At 72.3% G+C, this 15,729-nt stretch carries 16 protein-coding genes; 9 read left to right on the plus strand and 7 right to left on the minus strand.

From position 1 onward, the window contains the following. The first annotated feature begins 499 nt into the window (after positions 1–499). The 4 genes from ACGFSC_RS10535 to ACGFSC_RS10550 all read left to right on the plus strand — a co-directional run bounded on the left by ACGFSC_RS10535 (position 500) and on the right by ACGFSC_RS10550 (position 4,206). The gene (locus tag ACGFSC_RS10535) at positions 500–1,228 is read left to right on the plus strand and encodes a TetR/AcrR family transcriptional regulator (RefSeq protein WP_359900973.1); all 729 of its coding nucleotides are present in this window, start codon (positions 500–502) and stop codon (positions 1,226–1,228) included. 189 nt (positions 1,229–1,417) lie between these two features. After that, positions 1,418–2,074, plus strand: a complete 657-nt coding sequence (locus ACGFSC_RS10540; RefSeq protein WP_359900974.1) for a DUF6230 family protein — start codon at positions 1,418–1,420, stop codon at positions 2,072–2,074. Between the two features lie 2 nt (positions 2,075–2,076). After that, positions 2,077–2,607 carry a DUF6114 domain-containing protein gene (locus tag ACGFSC_RS10545; RefSeq protein ID WP_359900976.1) on the plus strand — a complete coding sequence of 177 codons (531 nt, stop codon included), beginning with the start codon at positions 2,077–2,079 and terminating at the stop codon, positions 2,605–2,607. A gap of 357 nt (positions 2,608–2,964) precedes the next feature. Further along, positions 2,965–4,206, plus strand: a complete 1,242-nt coding sequence (locus ACGFSC_RS10550; RefSeq protein ID WP_359900978.1) for a globin domain-containing protein — start codon at positions 2,965–2,967, stop codon at positions 4,204–4,206. 64 nt (positions 4,207–4,270) lie between these two features. On the opposite strand, the gene ACGFSC_RS10555 is transcribed toward ACGFSC_RS10550, so the two are convergent. Continuing rightward, complete coding sequence (locus tag ACGFSC_RS10555) at positions 4,271–5,674, minus strand: selenium-binding protein SBP56-related protein (protein WP_359900980.1); 1,404 nt, start codon at positions 5,672–5,674, stop codon at positions 4,271–4,273. A gap of 109 nt (positions 5,675–5,783) precedes the next feature. Between ACGFSC_RS10555 and ACGFSC_RS10560 the strand changes: the two genes are divergently transcribed. The 4 genes from ACGFSC_RS10560 (at position 5,784) to ACGFSC_RS10575 (ending at position 10,622) form a co-directional block, all read left to right on the plus strand. Further along, positions 5,784–8,096 carry a tetratricopeptide repeat protein gene (locus tag ACGFSC_RS10560; RefSeq protein ID WP_359900982.1) on the plus strand — a complete coding sequence of 771 codons (2,313 nt, stop codon included), beginning with the start codon at positions 5,784–5,786 and terminating at the stop codon, positions 8,094–8,096. Positions 8,097–8,114: 18 nt separating this feature from the next. After that, a complete protein-coding gene (locus ACGFSC_RS10565; RefSeq protein WP_359900984.1) occupies positions 8,115–9,086 on the plus strand; it encodes an alpha/beta hydrolase in 972 nt (323 codons plus the stop codon). 98 nt (positions 9,087–9,184) lie between these two features. Beyond that, on the plus strand, positions 9,185–9,979 hold the full coding sequence (locus ACGFSC_RS10570; RefSeq protein WP_359901057.1) for a fused MFS/spermidine synthase: 795 nt from the start codon (positions 9,185–9,187) through the stop codon (positions 9,977–9,979). Positions 9,980–10,073: 94 nt separating this feature from the next. Further along, the gene (locus ACGFSC_RS10575; protein WP_359900987.1) at positions 10,074–10,622 is read left to right on the plus strand and encodes a hypothetical protein; all 549 of its coding nucleotides are present in this window, start codon (positions 10,074–10,076) and stop codon (positions 10,620–10,622) included. Positions 10,623–10,649: 27 nt separating this feature from the next. Here ACGFSC_RS10575 and ACGFSC_RS10580 read toward each other — a convergent pair whose 3' ends face one another. From ACGFSC_RS10580 to ACGFSC_RS10595, 4 genes are all read right to left on the minus strand, one after another. Next, positions 10,650–11,420: a hypothetical protein gene (locus ACGFSC_RS10580; RefSeq protein WP_359900990.1), complete on the minus strand. Its 771-nt coding sequence runs from the start codon at positions 11,418–11,420 to the stop codon at positions 10,650–10,652. Further along, positions 11,404–12,633, minus strand: a complete 1,230-nt coding sequence (locus ACGFSC_RS10585; protein ID WP_359901060.1) for a hypothetical protein — start codon at positions 12,631–12,633, stop codon at positions 11,404–11,406. Before ACGFSC_RS10585 ends, ACGFSC_RS10580 begins: the two co-directional genes overlap by 17 nt. 68 nt (positions 12,634–12,701) lie before the next feature. Beyond that, positions 12,702–13,376: a hypothetical protein gene (locus ACGFSC_RS10590; protein ID WP_359900992.1), complete on the minus strand. Its 675-nt coding sequence runs from the start codon at positions 13,374–13,376 to the stop codon at positions 12,702–12,704. 85 nt (positions 13,377–13,461) lie between these two features. Beyond that, positions 13,462–14,115 (minus strand): helix-turn-helix domain-containing protein, encoded by a 654-nt coding sequence (locus ACGFSC_RS10595; RefSeq protein ID WP_359900995.1) that lies wholly within the window; start codon positions 14,113–14,115, stop codon positions 13,462–13,464. A gap of 65 nt (positions 14,116–14,180) precedes the next feature. Between ACGFSC_RS10595 and ACGFSC_RS10600 the strand changes: the two genes are divergently transcribed. Continuing rightward, positions 14,181–14,663, plus strand: coding sequence for an SRPBCC family protein (locus ACGFSC_RS10600; protein ID WP_359900998.1), 483 nt, complete (start codon positions 14,181–14,183; stop codon positions 14,661–14,663). Positions 14,664–14,772: 109 nt separating this feature from the next. On the opposite strand, the gene ACGFSC_RS10605 is transcribed toward ACGFSC_RS10600, so the two are convergent. Next, a complete protein-coding gene (locus ACGFSC_RS10605; protein WP_359901001.1) occupies positions 14,773–15,354 on the minus strand; it encodes an AAA family ATPase in 582 nt (193 codons plus the stop codon). A gap of 70 nt (positions 15,355–15,424) precedes the next feature. Beyond that, positions 15,425–15,634, minus strand: coding sequence for a cold-shock protein (locus ACGFSC_RS10610; RefSeq protein WP_359901063.1), 210 nt, complete (start codon positions 15,632–15,634; stop codon positions 15,425–15,427). Positions 15,635–15,729: the final 95 nt, after the last annotated feature.

Raw genomic sequence — 15,729 nt, forward strand, 5'->3', positions numbered from 1 at the left:
TACCGGAGTGCTTCGTACCGGAGGGCTTCGTACCGGTGGTTCGGCGCCGGTGGCCCGGTGCCGGGGCGACGTCCCGCGGGCTTCGGCACCGGCCGGCGTGCGGGCGGGCCCGGCGCCACGGGCCCGCCCGCTCGGTACGGCGGTGCGGACGTACGCAAGGGTGGGCGTACGGCGGTGCGGTGGTACGGCATTGCGGTGGCACGGTCGTGCGGTGGTGGTGCGGCGTTGCGGTGGCACGGTCGTGCGTACGGACGGCGGCGTGGAACACCAACGGCACCGCGCCGTTCGGTCGGGGACGTGTGGTGCCGTGGGGCACGTCGACGGCTGCCGCCGTCGCGCCCCGTCTCCGCCGTGGTCCCGTGGCCCGGGCGTTCGCCCGGGCTCCCCGGAGCCCCCGGAGGTCCGGCCGGTGGGGGCCTGCTGGCCCACCGGTTGGAAACCTGTCAGTGTTGTAAACCCGGTGTTCCATCAATGTCAATACAGGACACAGGAGTTGGTGATGGATCGGAAGAACCTCCGTGGAGCCGACGTGGTCCTGCTGCCGGGCGCCCGGACCGGCCGCGATCCGGCCCGCTCGATCAAGCCCGGGCCGCGCCGGCTGCCCGCCGGCGTGGTCGCCGCGACCCAGCGCGAGCGGCTGCTGGACGGCCTGGTGCGGACCGTCGCCGAGCGCGGCTACCAGCACGCGACGATCAGCGACATCTGCCGCGCGGCGGGCGTGACCAGGCCGGTCTTCTACGAGCTGTTCAGCGGCAAGGAGGACGCCTTCCTGGCCGCGCACCGGCACGGCACCGGTGTGGTGATCCGGCGGATGGCGGCGGCCTTCACGGCTGAATCCGACTGGTGCCGGGGCATCCGGAAGGCGCTCGGCGCGATGCTCCAACTTCTCGCCGGAACACCGGCGTTCGCCACGATGGCGGTGATCGAGGTCGAGGCGGTCGGCCCGGCGGGCCGACGGGAGCGGGCCCAACTGCTGACCAGGTTCCGGGCGTTCTTCGACGAGGTGCCCCAACTGCCGGGCGGGGTCGACTCGAAGGAGATGGTGGACTCGGTGGTGGGCGGTGTCTACAGCGCGATCTACCGGTGGATCGACTCCGGCCGTACCGAACAACTGATGGAACTGCTACCGGTGTTGAGCATGTTCTGCCTGTCGCCGTTCCTCGGTCCGGCGGAAGCGGCCGAGAGGATGGGGGTGCGGGACTGGCCGAAGCGGGTCGCCGATTGGTGAAGATCCCTTCGTGCACCCGTATTGACCCGGCCAATACCGGGCAGTAGCTTCCCAGTTACTTACCGCGTGCTGACCGGACCCGCCCCGCTGCCGAGGGGCGGACGGCCCGGTCGCGCCCGGGGAACGCTGTCCGCGCCAGGACAACGTGCCAAGTGCCTGCAGACCCATCCACCCACAGGGAGCACACACATGGCCATGTCCGAGGACGCCGCCACGGCGGCCGAGACCCCGCAGACGCCGAGCGGGCCGAGAAGAGGACGGGTCCGGCTGAAGCGCACCGCCCTGATGGCCGTCCCGGCCGTCGCCGCCGGGGGCGTCCTGATGGCGCTCACCGCCCAGGGCGTGCTCGCCGCCCAGTTCTCCATCTCCGGAATGCCGTTCACCATCACCGCGGACAAGCTGGACGGCGAGGGCTTCGCCCAGTTCGGCGCGCTGGACTCGATGATCCCCGACAGCCCCAACGCCGGCTCCACCGGCGGTCAGGTGCTGGTCGCGGTGTCGGCGATCAAGAAGGCCGAGATCACCAACCTGTGCCAGAGCGTCGACCTCGGCGGCATCAACCTGGTGATCCACGCGGGCGACGGCGGCACCCCCGTCACCGCCTCCGACCTCACCACCGACTCCGACCTGCTCTCCGGCGACGCGGAGTTCAAGAACATCGAGATCGGCGGCGACGCCAGCACCTACACCAAGGCCGGTCCGGTCGGCAAGGGCGGCGCCGGTGTCTTCGGCCAGCAGGCCGACCACGTCACCCTGACCCACCTGAACCAGCACAACTACGCGAGCACCGCCGTCGGGTTCAAGCTGCCCAACCTGCGGCTGAGCTTCAGCTCCACGGGCTGCTGACCATGACGGAGTCCGTACCGGAGCCGGCCGGCACCGGCGAGGGCACCGCGGCACGGGCCGAGGGGGTGGCCGCCGAGGGGACGGCGGCCGCACCCGCCCAGGCCGCGGCGGCCACCGCCGCCGAGCCGACCGCGCGCCCGACCAAGCGCGACTGGCGGGGCAAGCGACCGTTCTGGGGCGGGCTGCTGGTGACGCTCGGCGGCGCCGAGATCCTGTTCACCCTGAAGGCCCCGCTGCCCGTCATCCTGCACATCGGGATGCAGGGGCTGGCCGGGTACCTGGTGCCGGCGGTGATGATGCTGTGCGGCCTGCTGATCCTGTTCAATCCGGCGCAGCGGCTGTTCTACTCCATCCTCGCCGTGCTGGCCTCGCTGGCCAGCTGGCTCACCTCCAACCTGGGCGGCTTCGTGATCGGGATGCTGCTCGGAGTGGTCGGCGCCTGCCTCACCTTCGGGTGGCTGCCCGAACAGCCGCTGCGCCAGGGCCGGCAGCGGCGGCTGGAGCGCCGGGAGACGCACCGGGCAGGGGTCTGACGACGGCGGTGCCCCGGGTCCTGGTGGTGGGAGAGCACCGGGGCGTGGGGCACCTGCCCGTCGCACCCGTTCCTTCGCGGGGTCCTGCCGCGGGTGTCCTTCGGCGGCCGTCCTTCCGGGGCCGTGGGGGTCGTGCCCGCCCTTCCGGGCCTGTCCTTCCGGGGCCGCTCGTCCGGGGCCGCCCGTCCGGGGCCGTACCGGCCCTTCCGGGCGGTCCGGTCCGTGGTGGCCGAGAACCATCCCGGTCCACACGTACCAAGGCAAGGGGTCGATGGTCCCGGGTTCCTCCGGGGCGATCGGCCCTTCTCGCGCTCGGCGGCCCGGCAGTTGACTGGACGGGACATGGACAACAGCAGCATGAGCATTGGCACCGCCACCGCCACCGCCACCGCCGAGTACGACCGCCTGATCGCCCGCCATCACGCGATGCGCCTGCGACGCCAACTCCTCGCCCCGTCCTCCTCGGGCGGCGGCGACTTCGGGTACGGCGCGTACGGCGAGGACGGCGGCTACGACGGCGCCGCCGACCAGCACCTGATCCGGCGCGACCTCGACCTGATCTCCCCGCTCGCGGACCTGATCGACCACCTCTACGCGGTGATGTTCAGCCATCGCCCGTATCTGCGACCGCTCTTCCCCGCCTCGATGGAGTTCCAGCAGCTCCACCTGGAACGGATCTTCCACCACCTGATCGACAACCTCGACCGCCCGGCCGAACTGGAGCAGACACTCCGCCAACTCGGCCGCGACCACCGGAAGCTGGGCGTCCGACCGGTGCACTACGAGGCCTTCGAGGAGGCCCTGTGCGCGGCCGTCCGGCACCGGGCCGGCGAGCGCTGGACCGACGACCTGGAGGGCGCCTGGGTGCGGATGCTGCGCTTCGCCGTCGGCGCGATGGTGGCCGGCGCCGACTCCGCGCTCACCGAACCCCCGTACTGGCACGCCGTGGTGACCGGCCACGAACGCCGCCGCCCCGACCTCGCCGTGCTGCGGGTGCGCACCGGCGAGCCGTACCCGTACCGGGCCGGGCAGTACGGCACCGTCGAGCACCCGGCGCTGCCGCACACCTGGCGGCAGTACTCGATGGGCTGCGCCCCGCGCGCCGACAACGAGCTGGAGTTCCACGTCCGCCGCACCGGCCCCGGCGGGGTCAGCGCCGCCCTGGTCGAGCACATCGCCGTCGGCGACCGGCTGCGCCTCGGCCCGCCGCGCGGCAGCCTGCTGCCCGACGACGACGCCCGCGACCTGCTGCTGGTCGCGGGAGGCACCGGCCTCGCCCCGATGAAGGCGATCATCGAGCAGCAGACCACCCGCCGGCCGACCGGCCGCCGGGTCCACCTGTTCGTCGGCGCCCGGGAGCGCGCGGACCTCTACGACTGGCATTCGCTGGCCGAACTCGGCCTGCACAAGCCGTGGTTGACCGTCACCCCGGTCACCGTCGGCGAGCTCGCCGACACCGTCGCCTCGGCCGGCGACTGGCGCGAGCACCTGGCCTGCGTCACCGGGCCGATCGGCATGGTCGGCTCCGTCCGCACCCGGCTGGCGGCGGCCGGGCTGCCGTCCACGCAGGTGCGGTTCGACCAGGCGCTGTACCGGTGACGCCGGCCGGACGGCCGTCGGACCGGCGGCCGCCGACCGGGCGGCCGTCCGCTCCGTCGGCGGGTCAGCGGAAGCAGTAGGAGTCGGAGGAGGCGTCGCCGCCCGCCAGGTGGGTCTGGTGGACGCGCAGGCCCCGGAAGTCGGCGCCGTGCGGGAAGAAGCGCTCGTCGATGCTCAGCCCGCCGGCCTCCGGGTCGGCGTCCAGCTTGACCATCCAGGGCTCGATGCCCTCCGGGTAGAACTGGTCGTCCCAGGCGCCGTAGAGCGAGTTGGTGAGGTACAGCCGCCGGCCGTCCCGGCTGATCTCCACCATCTGCGGCGCCCCGCTCAGCGGACGGCCGGGCTCCGCCGGGTGCGGGGTGCGGGCGGCGATCCCGCCGAGCCGCACCGAGCCCGCCAGGCGGGGGTGGAACGGGTCCGAGACGTCGTACTGGAACAACTCCCCGGTGCCCCACGCCGAGACGAACAGCCAGCGGTCGTCCACCGACAGGTTGATGTCCGTGACCAGCGGCGGCACCGCGCCGAACGGCTGCAGCGCGGGCGGCAGGTCCTCGGCCTTGGCCGGCTCGGCGGGAATCTCGATCACCTTGCGCGCGGTGAACGCCGGCCCGTCCCGGTACCAGAGCCACACCGAGGAGGAGAGGTCCTCGACGTTGGTGACCACGCCGACGAAGCCCCACTCCGCCTGCGGATCGTGCGCCGGGCGCAGCTCCAGCACCATCTGGTACTGGTCGCCGAGGTCCACCCGCTGGAGGTGGCGCCCGGAGTCCAGCTCCCAGAAGTGCAGCGCGTGGCCGTACTTGCGCCCGAGCAGGAGGTCCGGCACCACCCCGTCCTCGACCATCGACGGGGTGCCCCACTCGCTGGTGATGCCCACGTTGGTGCCCAGGTGCCACCAGACGTCGTACGCGAAGTGCTGCGGACCGCGCTCGGTCTCCCAGGGGCGCAGCACCTCGAAGGTGGTGTGGTCGAGCAGCGCCACCCCGCCCGGCCCGTCCTCGCCGTCGGCGCCGCCGAGGCAGGAGAGGAAGACGCCGTCGGGGCCGCAGTGCAGGGTGTGCGGGCGCGAGTAGCCGGCCTTGGCGGCCAGTTCCTCGGCCTCGATCGTCTTCACCAGGCGCGGGCGGACCGGGTCGGGCCGGGTGTCCATGACGTGCAGCCGGGAGGAGCGCAGCCCGGGCAGCAGCAGGTAGCGCCGCTCGGGGTTCTCGTGGCAGGCGTGGGCGAGGGCGCTGGAGCAGGCGTTCCAGCCGAAGTGGTGCAACTCGTCGCCGAGCGTGGGCAGTTCGGCGAAGTTCAGAACCTTCCCGTAGCTCGCCGAGTCCGGATCGGTGTCGACGCTCAGCAGTGCGTCCGGCTGCTGCCCCGACCGGTCGAACCCGGCCACGTACGCCAGCTTCTCCGGCGGAGCGGCGATCGCCTCCGCGGCCGAACGGTAGAGCGACGGATCGGTATGCCCGTGCTGCATGCAAACTCCCCAACTCGCCTGGTCTGTCCGGGAAGCGTTCCACAGAACCACCGGCGCACAGGAGGCGCACGAGAAGCGGCCGGGAGGCGCGGGCGGCTACCCTGACCGGGTGCACAACAGCATTCGCGGGGGCAACTTCCACGGCCCGGTCGTCCAGGCGCACACCGCGCACGTGACGGTCACCCCCCGGCCGCCCACCATCGCCGGCCTCCCGCCACTCACCTCCGCCTTCACCGGACGGGAGCAGGACCTCGCCGAGCTCCGGGCCCTGCTGACCACGGACGGCCCGTCGACGGTGACGGTCACCGGCCTCGGCGGCATCGGCAAGACGACGCTGGCGACCGCCGTCGGCCATGCCCTCCTGGACGCCGAGCACTTCTCCGCGGCCTTCCTCGTCGACCTCCGGGGCTACGACGGGACCCCGGTCGAGGCCGGGCAGGCCCTCGACACCCTGCTGCGCGCCCTCGGCGTCCCGGCGGAGCACATCCCCCCGGACCCGGAGACCCGGGCCGCCCTCTACCGCGCCCGGCTGGAGCAGCACGGCGGAGGCGTCCTGGTCGTCGCCGACAACGCCTCCGCCGCCGACCAGGTCCGCCTCCTCCAGCCGCCGTCCACCCGCCACCGCCTCCTGGTCACCTCCCGGGAGACCCTCCCCGGCCTCGGCGCCCGCCTCCACCGCCTCGGCGTCCTCGGCCCTGAGGCGGCCGTCGCCCTCCTCGACACCGTCGTCCGCGCCGCCCGCCCGGACGACGCGCGCGTCACGGCCGACCCGGCAGCCGCCCGGCGCATCGCGAAACTGTGCAGCCACCTCCCGCTCGCCCTGCGGCTCGCCGCCGCCCAGCTCGTCCTGGACCCGCACTTTCGCTCCGACGAGCTCGCCACGGACCTGGCCGATCACGCCGCCCGGCTCGACCTCCTGGACGACGGCGAGGTCGGCGTCCGGATCGTGCTCGACCGCTCGTACCGGAGACTCACCGAGCCGCAGGCGGAGCTGTTCCGGCTGCTGGCCCTCAACCCCGGCCCCGACATCTCGACCGACGCCGCCGCCGCACTGGCCGACGCCAAGGTCCGCGAGGCCCGCTCCCGGCTCGCCCGGCTCGTCGGCAGCGCCCTGGTCGAACAGACGGCGGGCGGCCGCTGGTACCTCCACGACCTGGTCCGGGACTACGCGCTGGAACAGGCCGGTCGCCACCGGGCGGCCGGCGGCAGCGCCCTGCAGCGCCTGCTGGTGCACTACGCGGAGACGGCCGTGGCCGCCGACGAGGAGATCGAGGCGCTTCCCGGAAGGCGGGGCCCCGGTCGGTTCCGCGACCGGGGCGAGGCCCTGGGGTGGCTGGAGTGCGAGCGGGCCAACCTGGTCGTGACCGTGCGTCTGGCGGCGGCGATCGGCCTTCCCCTGGTGGCCGTACCGCTGTCCTCGGCGCTGGTCGGCCATCTGGTCCGGTGGTGCCGGAACGACGACGCCGTCGCGATGACGACGGCGGCGCTGTCCGCCGCCCTCGCCGTCGGGATCAGGTCCGAGGAGGCGACGGCACGGCACAACCTCGGCTTCGCGCAGGGCCGGGCCCGCCGGTTCGAGGAGGCGATGGAGGCCCTGCTGACCGCCGGCGAGATCTTCCAGGAGGTCGGCGACCGGAAAGGGGAGGCCTCGGCCCACGCGAACCTCGCCGAGATCCTGGCGAGCCTGCACCAGCGGCAGGCGGCCATCGACGCGATCCGGTACGCCCTCACCCTGGTGCACGGCCGGGACGACTCGCGGTGGGAGGCCCGGCTGTCGTTCAACCTCGGCATCCTGCTGATCGACGCGGAACGGTTGGACGAGGCCGACGAGACGTTCCGGCGGACGGCAACGGTCTTCCGGGACCTCGGTGACCGGAGCGGCGAAGGGATGTCCTGGGGCTGCGTCGCCCAGATCCTCAGCCGCCGGGGTCGTTACGACGAGGCGATCGAGGTCCACCAGCGGGCGCGGACCGTCTGCCAGGAGGCCGGTGACCGGTACAACGAAGCGCTGGTGCTGGGCGATCTCGGCGTCACCCTCGTCGGTGCGGGCCGGGTCGGGGAAGCGGTGGAGGCCCACGAGCGGGCCGGCCGCCTGCTGCGGGAGACCGGTGACCGCCAGGGGGAGAGCCTGAGCCTGCGCAACCTCGGCATCGCTCTGCGGCGTGCCGGGAGGGCGGACGAAGCCCTGGCCGCCCACCGGCGGTCCCTGGCCGTCTGTCAGGAACTCGGCGACCGCACCGGTGAGGGCAGCACCTGGATCGCTCTCCAAGCCGTGTTCAAGGACCTCGGCCGGCACGAGGAAGCCGAGGAGGCCCGTCGGCAGGCCGATCGTGCCATCGACGACGCCCACGCAGCGCTCTCCGAAAGCATTGCGATCATCACATCGCGCCAGGTCGGAGATGCCGGGGTCGACAACGGCTGAGCCAGTACAGTCACCCTCATGGAGTTCCGTGAAGACATCCTGGGTGCCCCCTACGAGGCCGCCGAGCTGACGCTGCGGCCGGACGACGAGGGGGCGGTGTGCGCGACGCTCGTCCGCAGGCCGGTGCCCGGGGCGGACCGGGCCGTGCTGTACATCCACGGGTACAACGACTACTTCTTCCAGACCAACCTCGCGGACCACTACACCGCGCTCGGCTTCTCCTTCTACGCCCTCGACCTGCGCAAGTACGGCCGCTCGCTGCGCCCCCACCAGTCGCCGAACTTCGTCCGCGACCTCACCGAGTACGACGAGGAGATCGACGAGGCCGTCCGGATCATCCGCGAGGTGGACGGGCACCGGCAGCTGCTGCTGAACGGGCACTCCACCGGCGGGCTGATCGGGGCCCTGTGGGCCGGCCGGCGGGCCGGGCGAGGGGTGGTGGACGGCCTGTTCCTCAACAGTCCGTTCCTGTCGATGCCGGTCGGGCCCGCGGTCCGCACACTCGGCGGGCCCGCCGTGACGGCGGTCGGGCGGCTGGCGCCGACCCGCGTCCTGCCGTCCGCGCTCAACCCGCACTACACCCACAGCCTGCACAAGGACCACCAGGGCGAGTGGGACTTCGACCTCACCCTCAAGCGCCCCGAGAGCTTCCCGCTGTACGCGGGCTGGCTGTCGGCGATCCACCAGGGCCACCGGCGGCTGCACCGGGGACTGGGCATCGACGTGCCGGTGCTGCTGATGGCCTCGACCCGGTCCATCTCCACCACCAAGTGGCACAACGCGCTGCACCACGCCGACGCCGTGCTGCGCGCCGACGACATCGCCGCGCAGGGGCCGCGGCTGGGCCGGCACGTCACCGTCGTGCGGATCAAGGGCGGCATGCACGACCTGGTGCTGTCCGGTGCGGAGGCCCGCGCCGAGGTGTTCGCCGAACTGGACCGCTGGCTCGCCGCCTACCTCGACGTCGAGCCCGTCGGGGAGCACGCGTGACCTTCCCGCAGCACGACGGTGCCGAGCAGGCCGAGGACGACGAGCACGGCGAGCCGGTGCCCGTCGGGCGGCGGACCGACCTGGGCTTCGCCAAGCTCATGCCCGACCTCGACCGGGACGGCGGCTGGCTGCTCACCCTGGACGGCACCCCCCAGTCCTACGTCGACCTCGCCGACCCGACCCACCTGGAGTTCGAGTACACCCGGCGCCTCGGCCACCTCGCCGACGCCCTCGCCCCCGCCGGACAGCCGCTCGACGCGCTGCACCTCGGCGGCGGCGCCCTCACCCTGCCCCGCTACCTGGCCGCCACCCGACCCGGCTCCCGGCAACGGGTCGCGGAGGTGGACGGACCGCTGCTGGAACTGGTCGCCGAACAGCTGCCCTGGCAGGGCCCCGGCGCGGACATCACCGCGACCGTCGGCGACGCCCGGGAGGCCCTCGCCGAGACCCCGGCCGGCTCGCAGGACCTGGTGATCGCCGACGTCTTCCACGGCTCGCGCACCCCCGCCCACCTCACCTCCGTGGAGTTCCTGCGACTGGCCGCCGCCGCGCTGCGCCCCGGCGGCTGCTACGCGGCGAACCTGGCGGACGGCCCGCCGCTGGCCTTCGCCAAGGCCCAGGCGGCGACGGTGCGGGCGGTGTTCCCGTACGTCTGCCTGGTGGCGGAGGCGCCGGTGCTGCGCGGCCGCCGGTACGGCAACATCCTGCTGGCGGGCTCGACGGCGCCCCTGCCGGTGGCCGAGCTGACCCGGCTGCTCGCGGGCGACATCTTCCCGGCCCGGCTCACCGACGGGGACGACCTGGCGGACCTGGTCGGCCGGACCGCCCCGGTCACCGACGCCGAGGCCACCGACTCCCCGCCCCCACCGGACGGCGCGTTCAGCATCGGCTGAGCCCAGGCCCCGCACGCTCGGCGGTCGGAAATCCGGTGGGCCACCTCCTTCCGCCCGGGTAGCGTGCGGGGACGATCCCGGAGGAGGCGAGGCGATGCGGCCGTTGCTGCTGCTGGACGTCGACGGACCGCTGAACCCGTGCGCGGCGAAGCCCTACCGGCGGCCCGAGGGCTTCGAGACCCACCGGTTGATGACGCCGCGCTGGGTGGCGGCCGAGCGCCGTCGGCTCACGGCCTGGGGCCTTCCCCACAAGGCGCCGAAGCCCCTGCGGGTCTGGCTCAACCCGGCCCACGGCCCGGCCCTCGTGGCGCTGCCCTTCGACCTGGCGTGGGCGACGACGTGGCAGGAGGAGGCCAATGCCTTCATCGGTCCCTTGCTGGGGCTGCCCGGCCTGCCGTACATCCCCTGGTCCGAGCCGCGGCCCGAGCCGGGCGGCGGGGTGTTCTGGAAGACCCCGCAGATCGTCGCCTGGGCGAAGGGCCGCCCGTTCGCCTGGGTCGACGACCTGATCACGGACGCCGACCGGGCCTGGGTGGAAGCCCACCACCCGGGCCAGGCACTGCTCCACCACGTCGACCCGAAGGTCGGCCTGACGGTCCAGGACTTCGCCCGACTGACGGACTGGTCCAACGCGCTCGGCTGACCGCACGAGCGAGCCGAGCCTTCGAGGTCAGACGGGCGGCGTCAGGTCGCTCTCGCTGATGGTGTACGTGAGCGGGGGGTAGACGAAGTCCGTTTCCGTGTTCTCACGGCGCCGCAGTCGGTAGAACTCGTGCCTCTGCTCCTCGTCGGCCGGCACGAGGCGTGCGCCCTGGGGGAGGTACGCCTGTCCGTCGCGAAACCGGACGAGTGTTTTTGACGTTCGAAAGGTTACGCCCAGCCATTGGTTGTCCGCCGTGCGGGCGGGCGGGTCCAGGACGATCTTGTGCCTGAGTCGCCGGTTCGAGCCGACAGAAAACGCGACGACACTGTGGTGGGCGAGGGGGATCTCGAACTTCTCGCCGTCGGGCCCCTTCGATTCGAAGATCAGCTTTCTCGGCGGGCTCGCATCGGGATGCTGGTAGCAGGAGAAGACGGCGATGAACGAATCGTCGGCCAGATCGAGGGCCTGGTCGGAGTGGCTGCCCATGGTCGCGTAGGCGTTCGTGCAGCTCTCGATGAGAGCGTTGTTGAAGCCGACCGAAAGCGCCGCACGTTCTTGAACCTGCCGTGCCAGCCGTTCGTGCACCGCCCGGAAGCGCTGCGTCGGGCTGCTGTAGCGAGTGGTGGTCCGTACAAGGGGCGCATCACCCGACTCGTCGATCCTGGCGAGCACGGCGCCCCGCCGGCCCTTTCCCACGTCTTCCAGACGGGCCGACGCGGACAGTTCCGCGAAGAGGTTCTCCTCGGTGGGCAGTGTGCACGAGAGGATCTCGTCCGAGATCCTAGACGCGGGGGGCAAGGTAGTCTCCCGTGTTCATGCTGAAGAGGAATTCGTCGCCGTAGTCCATGAAGGACGAGGTCCTGTTCTCCTCGGCGTACAGCCTGCGCAGCTCGTCCATGCCGGCCGGTGTGGGCGGCTCCAGTTCCACCGGTTCTCCGTCCCGTTCGAGGAACGTGCGGCCGTCCTTGTGGACGGCTTCGGTGTTGGAACAGCGCACCACGTAGCCCAGGCGGGTCGGGAGCAGCTCGGCGTCCAGTGACGAGGGCCGGATCTCGTGGGTGTAGAGGCGGTTGGTGGACAGCGGCATGAAGAACACGGAGCCGGGGTGGAGGGTGACGGTGAACTGCGGGGGGAGTGCGATCCCGTCGAGTTCCGCGGTCCGCTCCTTGAGGCGGAAGTGGAGCCTGGTCAGCCCGCTGGCGCCCTTCACGCCGAAGTCGTAGGCGTCCTCGGCCAGGGGCCGCAGCTTGTCGAGCCGGTCGTAGAAGGTGCAGAAGGCCATGATGCCGTTGGCGGGCATGTCCTTGGTCTTGTCGGCATGGGCCGAGATCTTCGCCTTGGACTGCTTGCGCTCGGCCGTGGCAAGGGTGTTGTGGTAGATCTGCGCGAGGACGTGATTCAGCGGCGCCTGGTTCCGGAAGACGGCGGCGGCCTCGCGGTTCAGCGCTTCGACGATGTGCGTGTCGGTCGGGCGGAAGCTCTCGGTCGGTCCCGAGAGATTCGTGGAGCACCGGAGCAGGCGGAAATGCAGTTCGTCACCGTTGCGCGTGACGGGCGTCAGATAGATTCCGCTGCGATGGGCCGCGCCGGGCTTGGTGGACTCCGTCAGGGACTGGAACGCGTGCTCCGTACGGATCCGCCCGAAATGATCGTCGCCGAGTCCGAAAAAGCGGCGGTAGTACACGCCGACGCCGTGTACGCGGACGGGGACCCGGCCGAGGTCGACGAGGGTCCAGGGCTCGTCGACGTCCTCGCGGTAGCCGTGCGACAGCTCCCGGACGACGAATACCCGCGCAGCCGCGTGCAGTTGACGGCCGCTGATCCCGGATATGTCGCCACACAGGTAGACCGTCCTCCGGGCGAGGTCGGGCGAGCCGGAAGCAAGCTCCTCCGGCGTGATCGTGGACCCGAAGAAGTCCCTGATCACGTCGTTGTCCTGCGACATCGAAGGTGCGACCAGGATGTTGCCCGCATCCTCGATGCGGGCTTCCGTCGGCTCTGTCGTGTGCATCAAGCGGTACCTGTCATTCGCGGATCCTGGTGGATTCTCAAAACCGTGGACCTGGCCATGGCCCGCACTCATTCATTCAATTCGGGGTAGTAGCCGAGCTGGTACGTCGACAGCTGGGAGACGGCGAGCTCTGCCTCGCCCCGGCAGATCACGCAGACGCGGTGCCGGTGGCATGCGGGGCAGTTGACCCGCCCGCGGGTCGCGTCGGGCCGCCAGCCGCGTCCCCCGCAGTCGTAGCACCAGCCCAGGCCTTCGCACTCGTAGCAGAGCACGAATCCGGCCGTGACGGTCTCGGCCGTGCGCACCGGCTCGGGCCGGTGGAACTCCTCCGGCTCGTACAGGGCCATCGCCGGTGTCTGCCCGCTGAACCACACGGTGGACGTGTGGTCGACCGTACGGATCTCGATGGTGCAGCCGTCGCGGTGGCCGGTGACCACGATGCGGGGCGTTCCCTTGGCGTCCTCCTGCGAGGTCGCGACCGTCCAGCCCGCGGAGTGGAGCAGCGCGGCCGCGCGAGCGGCGGTGTCGGCGGCGCCGGCATTCGCGGGGCGCTTCCCCGTGCTGCTGCTGACCGAGTACCGGTAGCGGAGCGGTTCGTGCCAGTCGACGACCTGTGGCGTGTCGAGCAGCGGCAGGCCGGGATCGCTGTCGGGGGCCAAGTCGTCGATCAGCTCGACCAGTTGTGACCGCAGGGCCCGGCCCAGCCGGTCCAGCTCTTCCCGTGCGCCCGGTACGGGCCCCATGACGCCCCCTCCTCGCCCGGCCCGGCCGTTGCCGGGCGGCCCGCTCGATCCCCGGGAGTCTATGCGGTGTTCGTCTCACCGAGCGTCAAGGACGGTGGGGGCCGAGCCGGGCGAGGAGGTCGTCGGCGCACTCCTCGGCGAGTTCCTCGGCGTGTTCGGGGAGTTGCGCGCCGGCCCGCAGGTGGCGTCGGACCAGCGAGAGCGGCAGCTCGATCAGGGCGAGCACCACGCGTTCGACGGACCGGGGGTCCTCGGTGGGCGACCCGGCCCCCAGCAGCGCGGCGAGGGCGGCGAGCGCGCCGTGCACGCTCCGGTTGCCGAGATCCGCGCGCAGCCGGTGTTCCTCCGACCAGTCCGCGCGCCCGAAGTCGTCGGGGCCGTAGAGGAGCAGGGCCGCCTCCTGCGGGTGGGCCCGGGCCCATGCGACCACCTGGCGGGCCGCCGCCCGCGCGGTCTGCCGCGCGTCGGCGGTCGTGGCGAGCGGCACGGGGTCGAGGTCCTTGCCGAGTACCGTGCCGAAGGCCGCGAGGTAGCCCTGCTGGAACCGGTCGACGGTCCGCAGCCAGAGTTCGGCGAGCAGCGCGCTCCGTCCCGGGAAGCGGTAGTACACCGAGCCGCTCGGGGCTCCGACCTCTCCCGCGACCGCGGCCATGGTCACCGCGGCCGGGCCGGACTCGGCGGCCAGCCGGACGGCGGCGTCGAGAAGCTGGTCGGAGTCGAAGCGGGGTGGTCTCGCCATGAGTTGGAGAGTACTCTCCACAATAATTAGAGAGCAGTCTCTATAACTGCCCGGAAGGTGAGCCGATGGCTGTCCACAACGTGCACGAACGCCTGCTGCCCGCGAAGGAGACCGAGGTGGGGGCGCTGATCGACACCCTGGCCGGCACCGGCGACCTGCTGTGGCCGCAGGACACGTGGCCCCCGATGCGCTTCGACCGTCCACTCGCCGTGGGCGCCGTCGGTGGGCACGGCCCGGTCCGCTACACCGTCGACGCGTACGTCCCCGCGGCATGGGTGCGCTTCGGCTTCACCGGGCCGCGCGGCTTCCACGGCTTCCACGAGTTCACCGCCACGGCCGTCGACGAGCGGTACACCCTGCTGCGCCACACGCTCGTCCTGACCGCCCGCGGCCCGGCACGACTCGGCTGGCCGCTCGCCTGGCGGCCGCTCCACGACGCGCTTCTGGAGGACAGCCTGGATCGCGCGGAGAAGGCCTGCACGGGCACGGTGGCCCGCCCGGCGCGGTGGAGCCCGTACGTACGGTTGCTGCGCGCGCTCGTTCGCTGATCGCCGGCCCGGGCCGGCCCGCCGAACCCGCCGCCCGGACAGGTGAGTTCCGCGGGGCCGGGGCCGGGGCCGCCGTGAGCCGGGGCCGCCGTGAGCCGGCCCCGGCTGGTCAGAGTCCGAAGTGCTCGACGGCCCGTTCGGCGACCTCGTCGGGCTCCAGGCGGGTGTTGTCGATCAGCAGGTGCGCACCCGGGACGTGCGCGAAGTCGTCGACCGAGTTGAGCCGGTACCTGGCGTCCATGTCGAGCAGATTGCCGTTGGACCAGTCCAGGTCGCGCTTGGACGGCTTCTCCGCCAGGCGGGTCTCCCCGGCGTTGCGCTCCAGCCGCACGCTCTGGTCGGCGGACAGCTCCAGGAACAGCACGCGCGAGCCGCGTTCGCGGAACGGGGCCGCGTAGCGCTCGACGAGTGCGGCGTCGTCCGGGTCGTCGAAGTCCCAGACCAGGGTGAACACCAGGCCGGGCAGGTCGCTGGCAGCGGCCTCGGCGAAGATCTGCTCACGGAAGTCGTGGTTGAGGCGCTGGAACTGCGGCGACCCGTAGGGGAACAGCCGCAGCAGCGGTTCGATGGTCAGGTGGTTGTGGAAGAGCTTGTACCCCGTGCGCGCGGCCACGGCCTCGCCCACGGTCATCTTCCCGACCGCGGCGGGCCCGATGACGAAGAGCAGGGTCGGGCTCGTGGTGTCGGGCATCGCGCCAGGACAGGGCTACGGAGCGATCTTGGTCGAGCGTGCCCCGGACACCCGCCGGATCGGCAACTCCTCAGTCGAGCGGGATGACGAGGACGGCCTGCGGGCCTTTGGGGGTCTGCTCGACCTGGTACTCGACCCGCTCGCCCTCCCGCAACGTGCGGTACCCGGTCCCGACGATGGCCGAGTAGTGGACGAACACGTCAGGACCGGGAACGTCCGGCACGATGAAGCCGTACCCCTTCTCGGCGTTGAACCACTTCACGGTGCCGAAGTTGAGCAGGGCGCGGTGGGTCGCGGCCGGCGGCCCGGCAGCCGCCGCCCACCCCGGGGCGGCGGCCGCCAGCAGCGCGCCGAGCGCGAGGAGCGGGGCGCACA

The organism is Kitasatospora sp. NPDC048715 (genome assembly GCF_043198905.1).
Taxonomy (GTDB): Bacteria; Actinomycetota; Actinomycetes; order Streptomycetales; family Streptomycetaceae; genus Kitasatospora; species Kitasatospora lactacystinica.

Coding starts and splice junctions, on each gene's coding strand:
- ACGFSC_RS10600 (WP_359900998.1), top strand. CDS start 14,181: ATGGCTGTCCACAACGTGCACGAACGCCTGCTGCCCGCGAAGGAGACC.
- ACGFSC_RS10595 (WP_359900995.1), bottom strand. CDS start 14,115: ATGGCGAGACCACCCCGCTTCGACTCCGACCAGCTTCTCGACGCCGCC.
- ACGFSC_RS10585 (WP_359901060.1), bottom strand. CDS start 12,633: ATGCACACGACAGAGCCGACGGAAGCCCGCATCGAGGATGCGGGCAAC.
- ACGFSC_RS10590 (WP_359900992.1), bottom strand. CDS start 13,376: ATGGGGCCCGTACCGGGCGCACGGGAAGAGCTGGACCGGCTGGGCCGG.
- ACGFSC_RS10545 (WP_359900976.1), top strand. CDS start 2,077: ATGACGGAGTCCGTACCGGAGCCGGCCGGCACCGGCGAGGGCACCGCG.
- ACGFSC_RS10540 (WP_359900974.1), top strand. CDS start 1,418: ATGGCCATGTCCGAGGACGCCGCCACGGCGGCCGAGACCCCGCAGACG.
- ACGFSC_RS10570 (WP_359901057.1), top strand. CDS start 9,185: ATGCCCGACCTCGACCGGGACGGCGGCTGGCTGCTCACCCTGGACGGC.
- ACGFSC_RS10535 (WP_359900973.1), top strand. CDS start 500: ATGGATCGGAAGAACCTCCGTGGAGCCGACGTGGTCCTGCTGCCGGGC.
- ACGFSC_RS10555 (WP_359900980.1), bottom strand. CDS start 5,674: ATGCAGCACGGGCATACCGATCCGTCGCTCTACCGTTCGGCCGCGGAG.
- ACGFSC_RS10605 (WP_359901001.1), bottom strand. CDS start 15,354: ATGCCCGACACCACGAGCCCGACCCTGCTCTTCGTCATCGGGCCCGCC.
- ACGFSC_RS10550 (WP_359900978.1), top strand. CDS start 2,965: ATGAGCATTGGCACCGCCACCGCCACCGCCACCGCCGAGTACGACCGC.
- ACGFSC_RS10575 (WP_359900987.1), top strand. CDS start 10,074: ATGCGGCCGTTGCTGCTGCTGGACGTCGACGGACCGCTGAACCCGTGC.
- ACGFSC_RS10565 (WP_359900984.1), top strand. CDS start 8,115: ATGGAGTTCCGTGAAGACATCCTGGGTGCCCCCTACGAGGCCGCCGAG.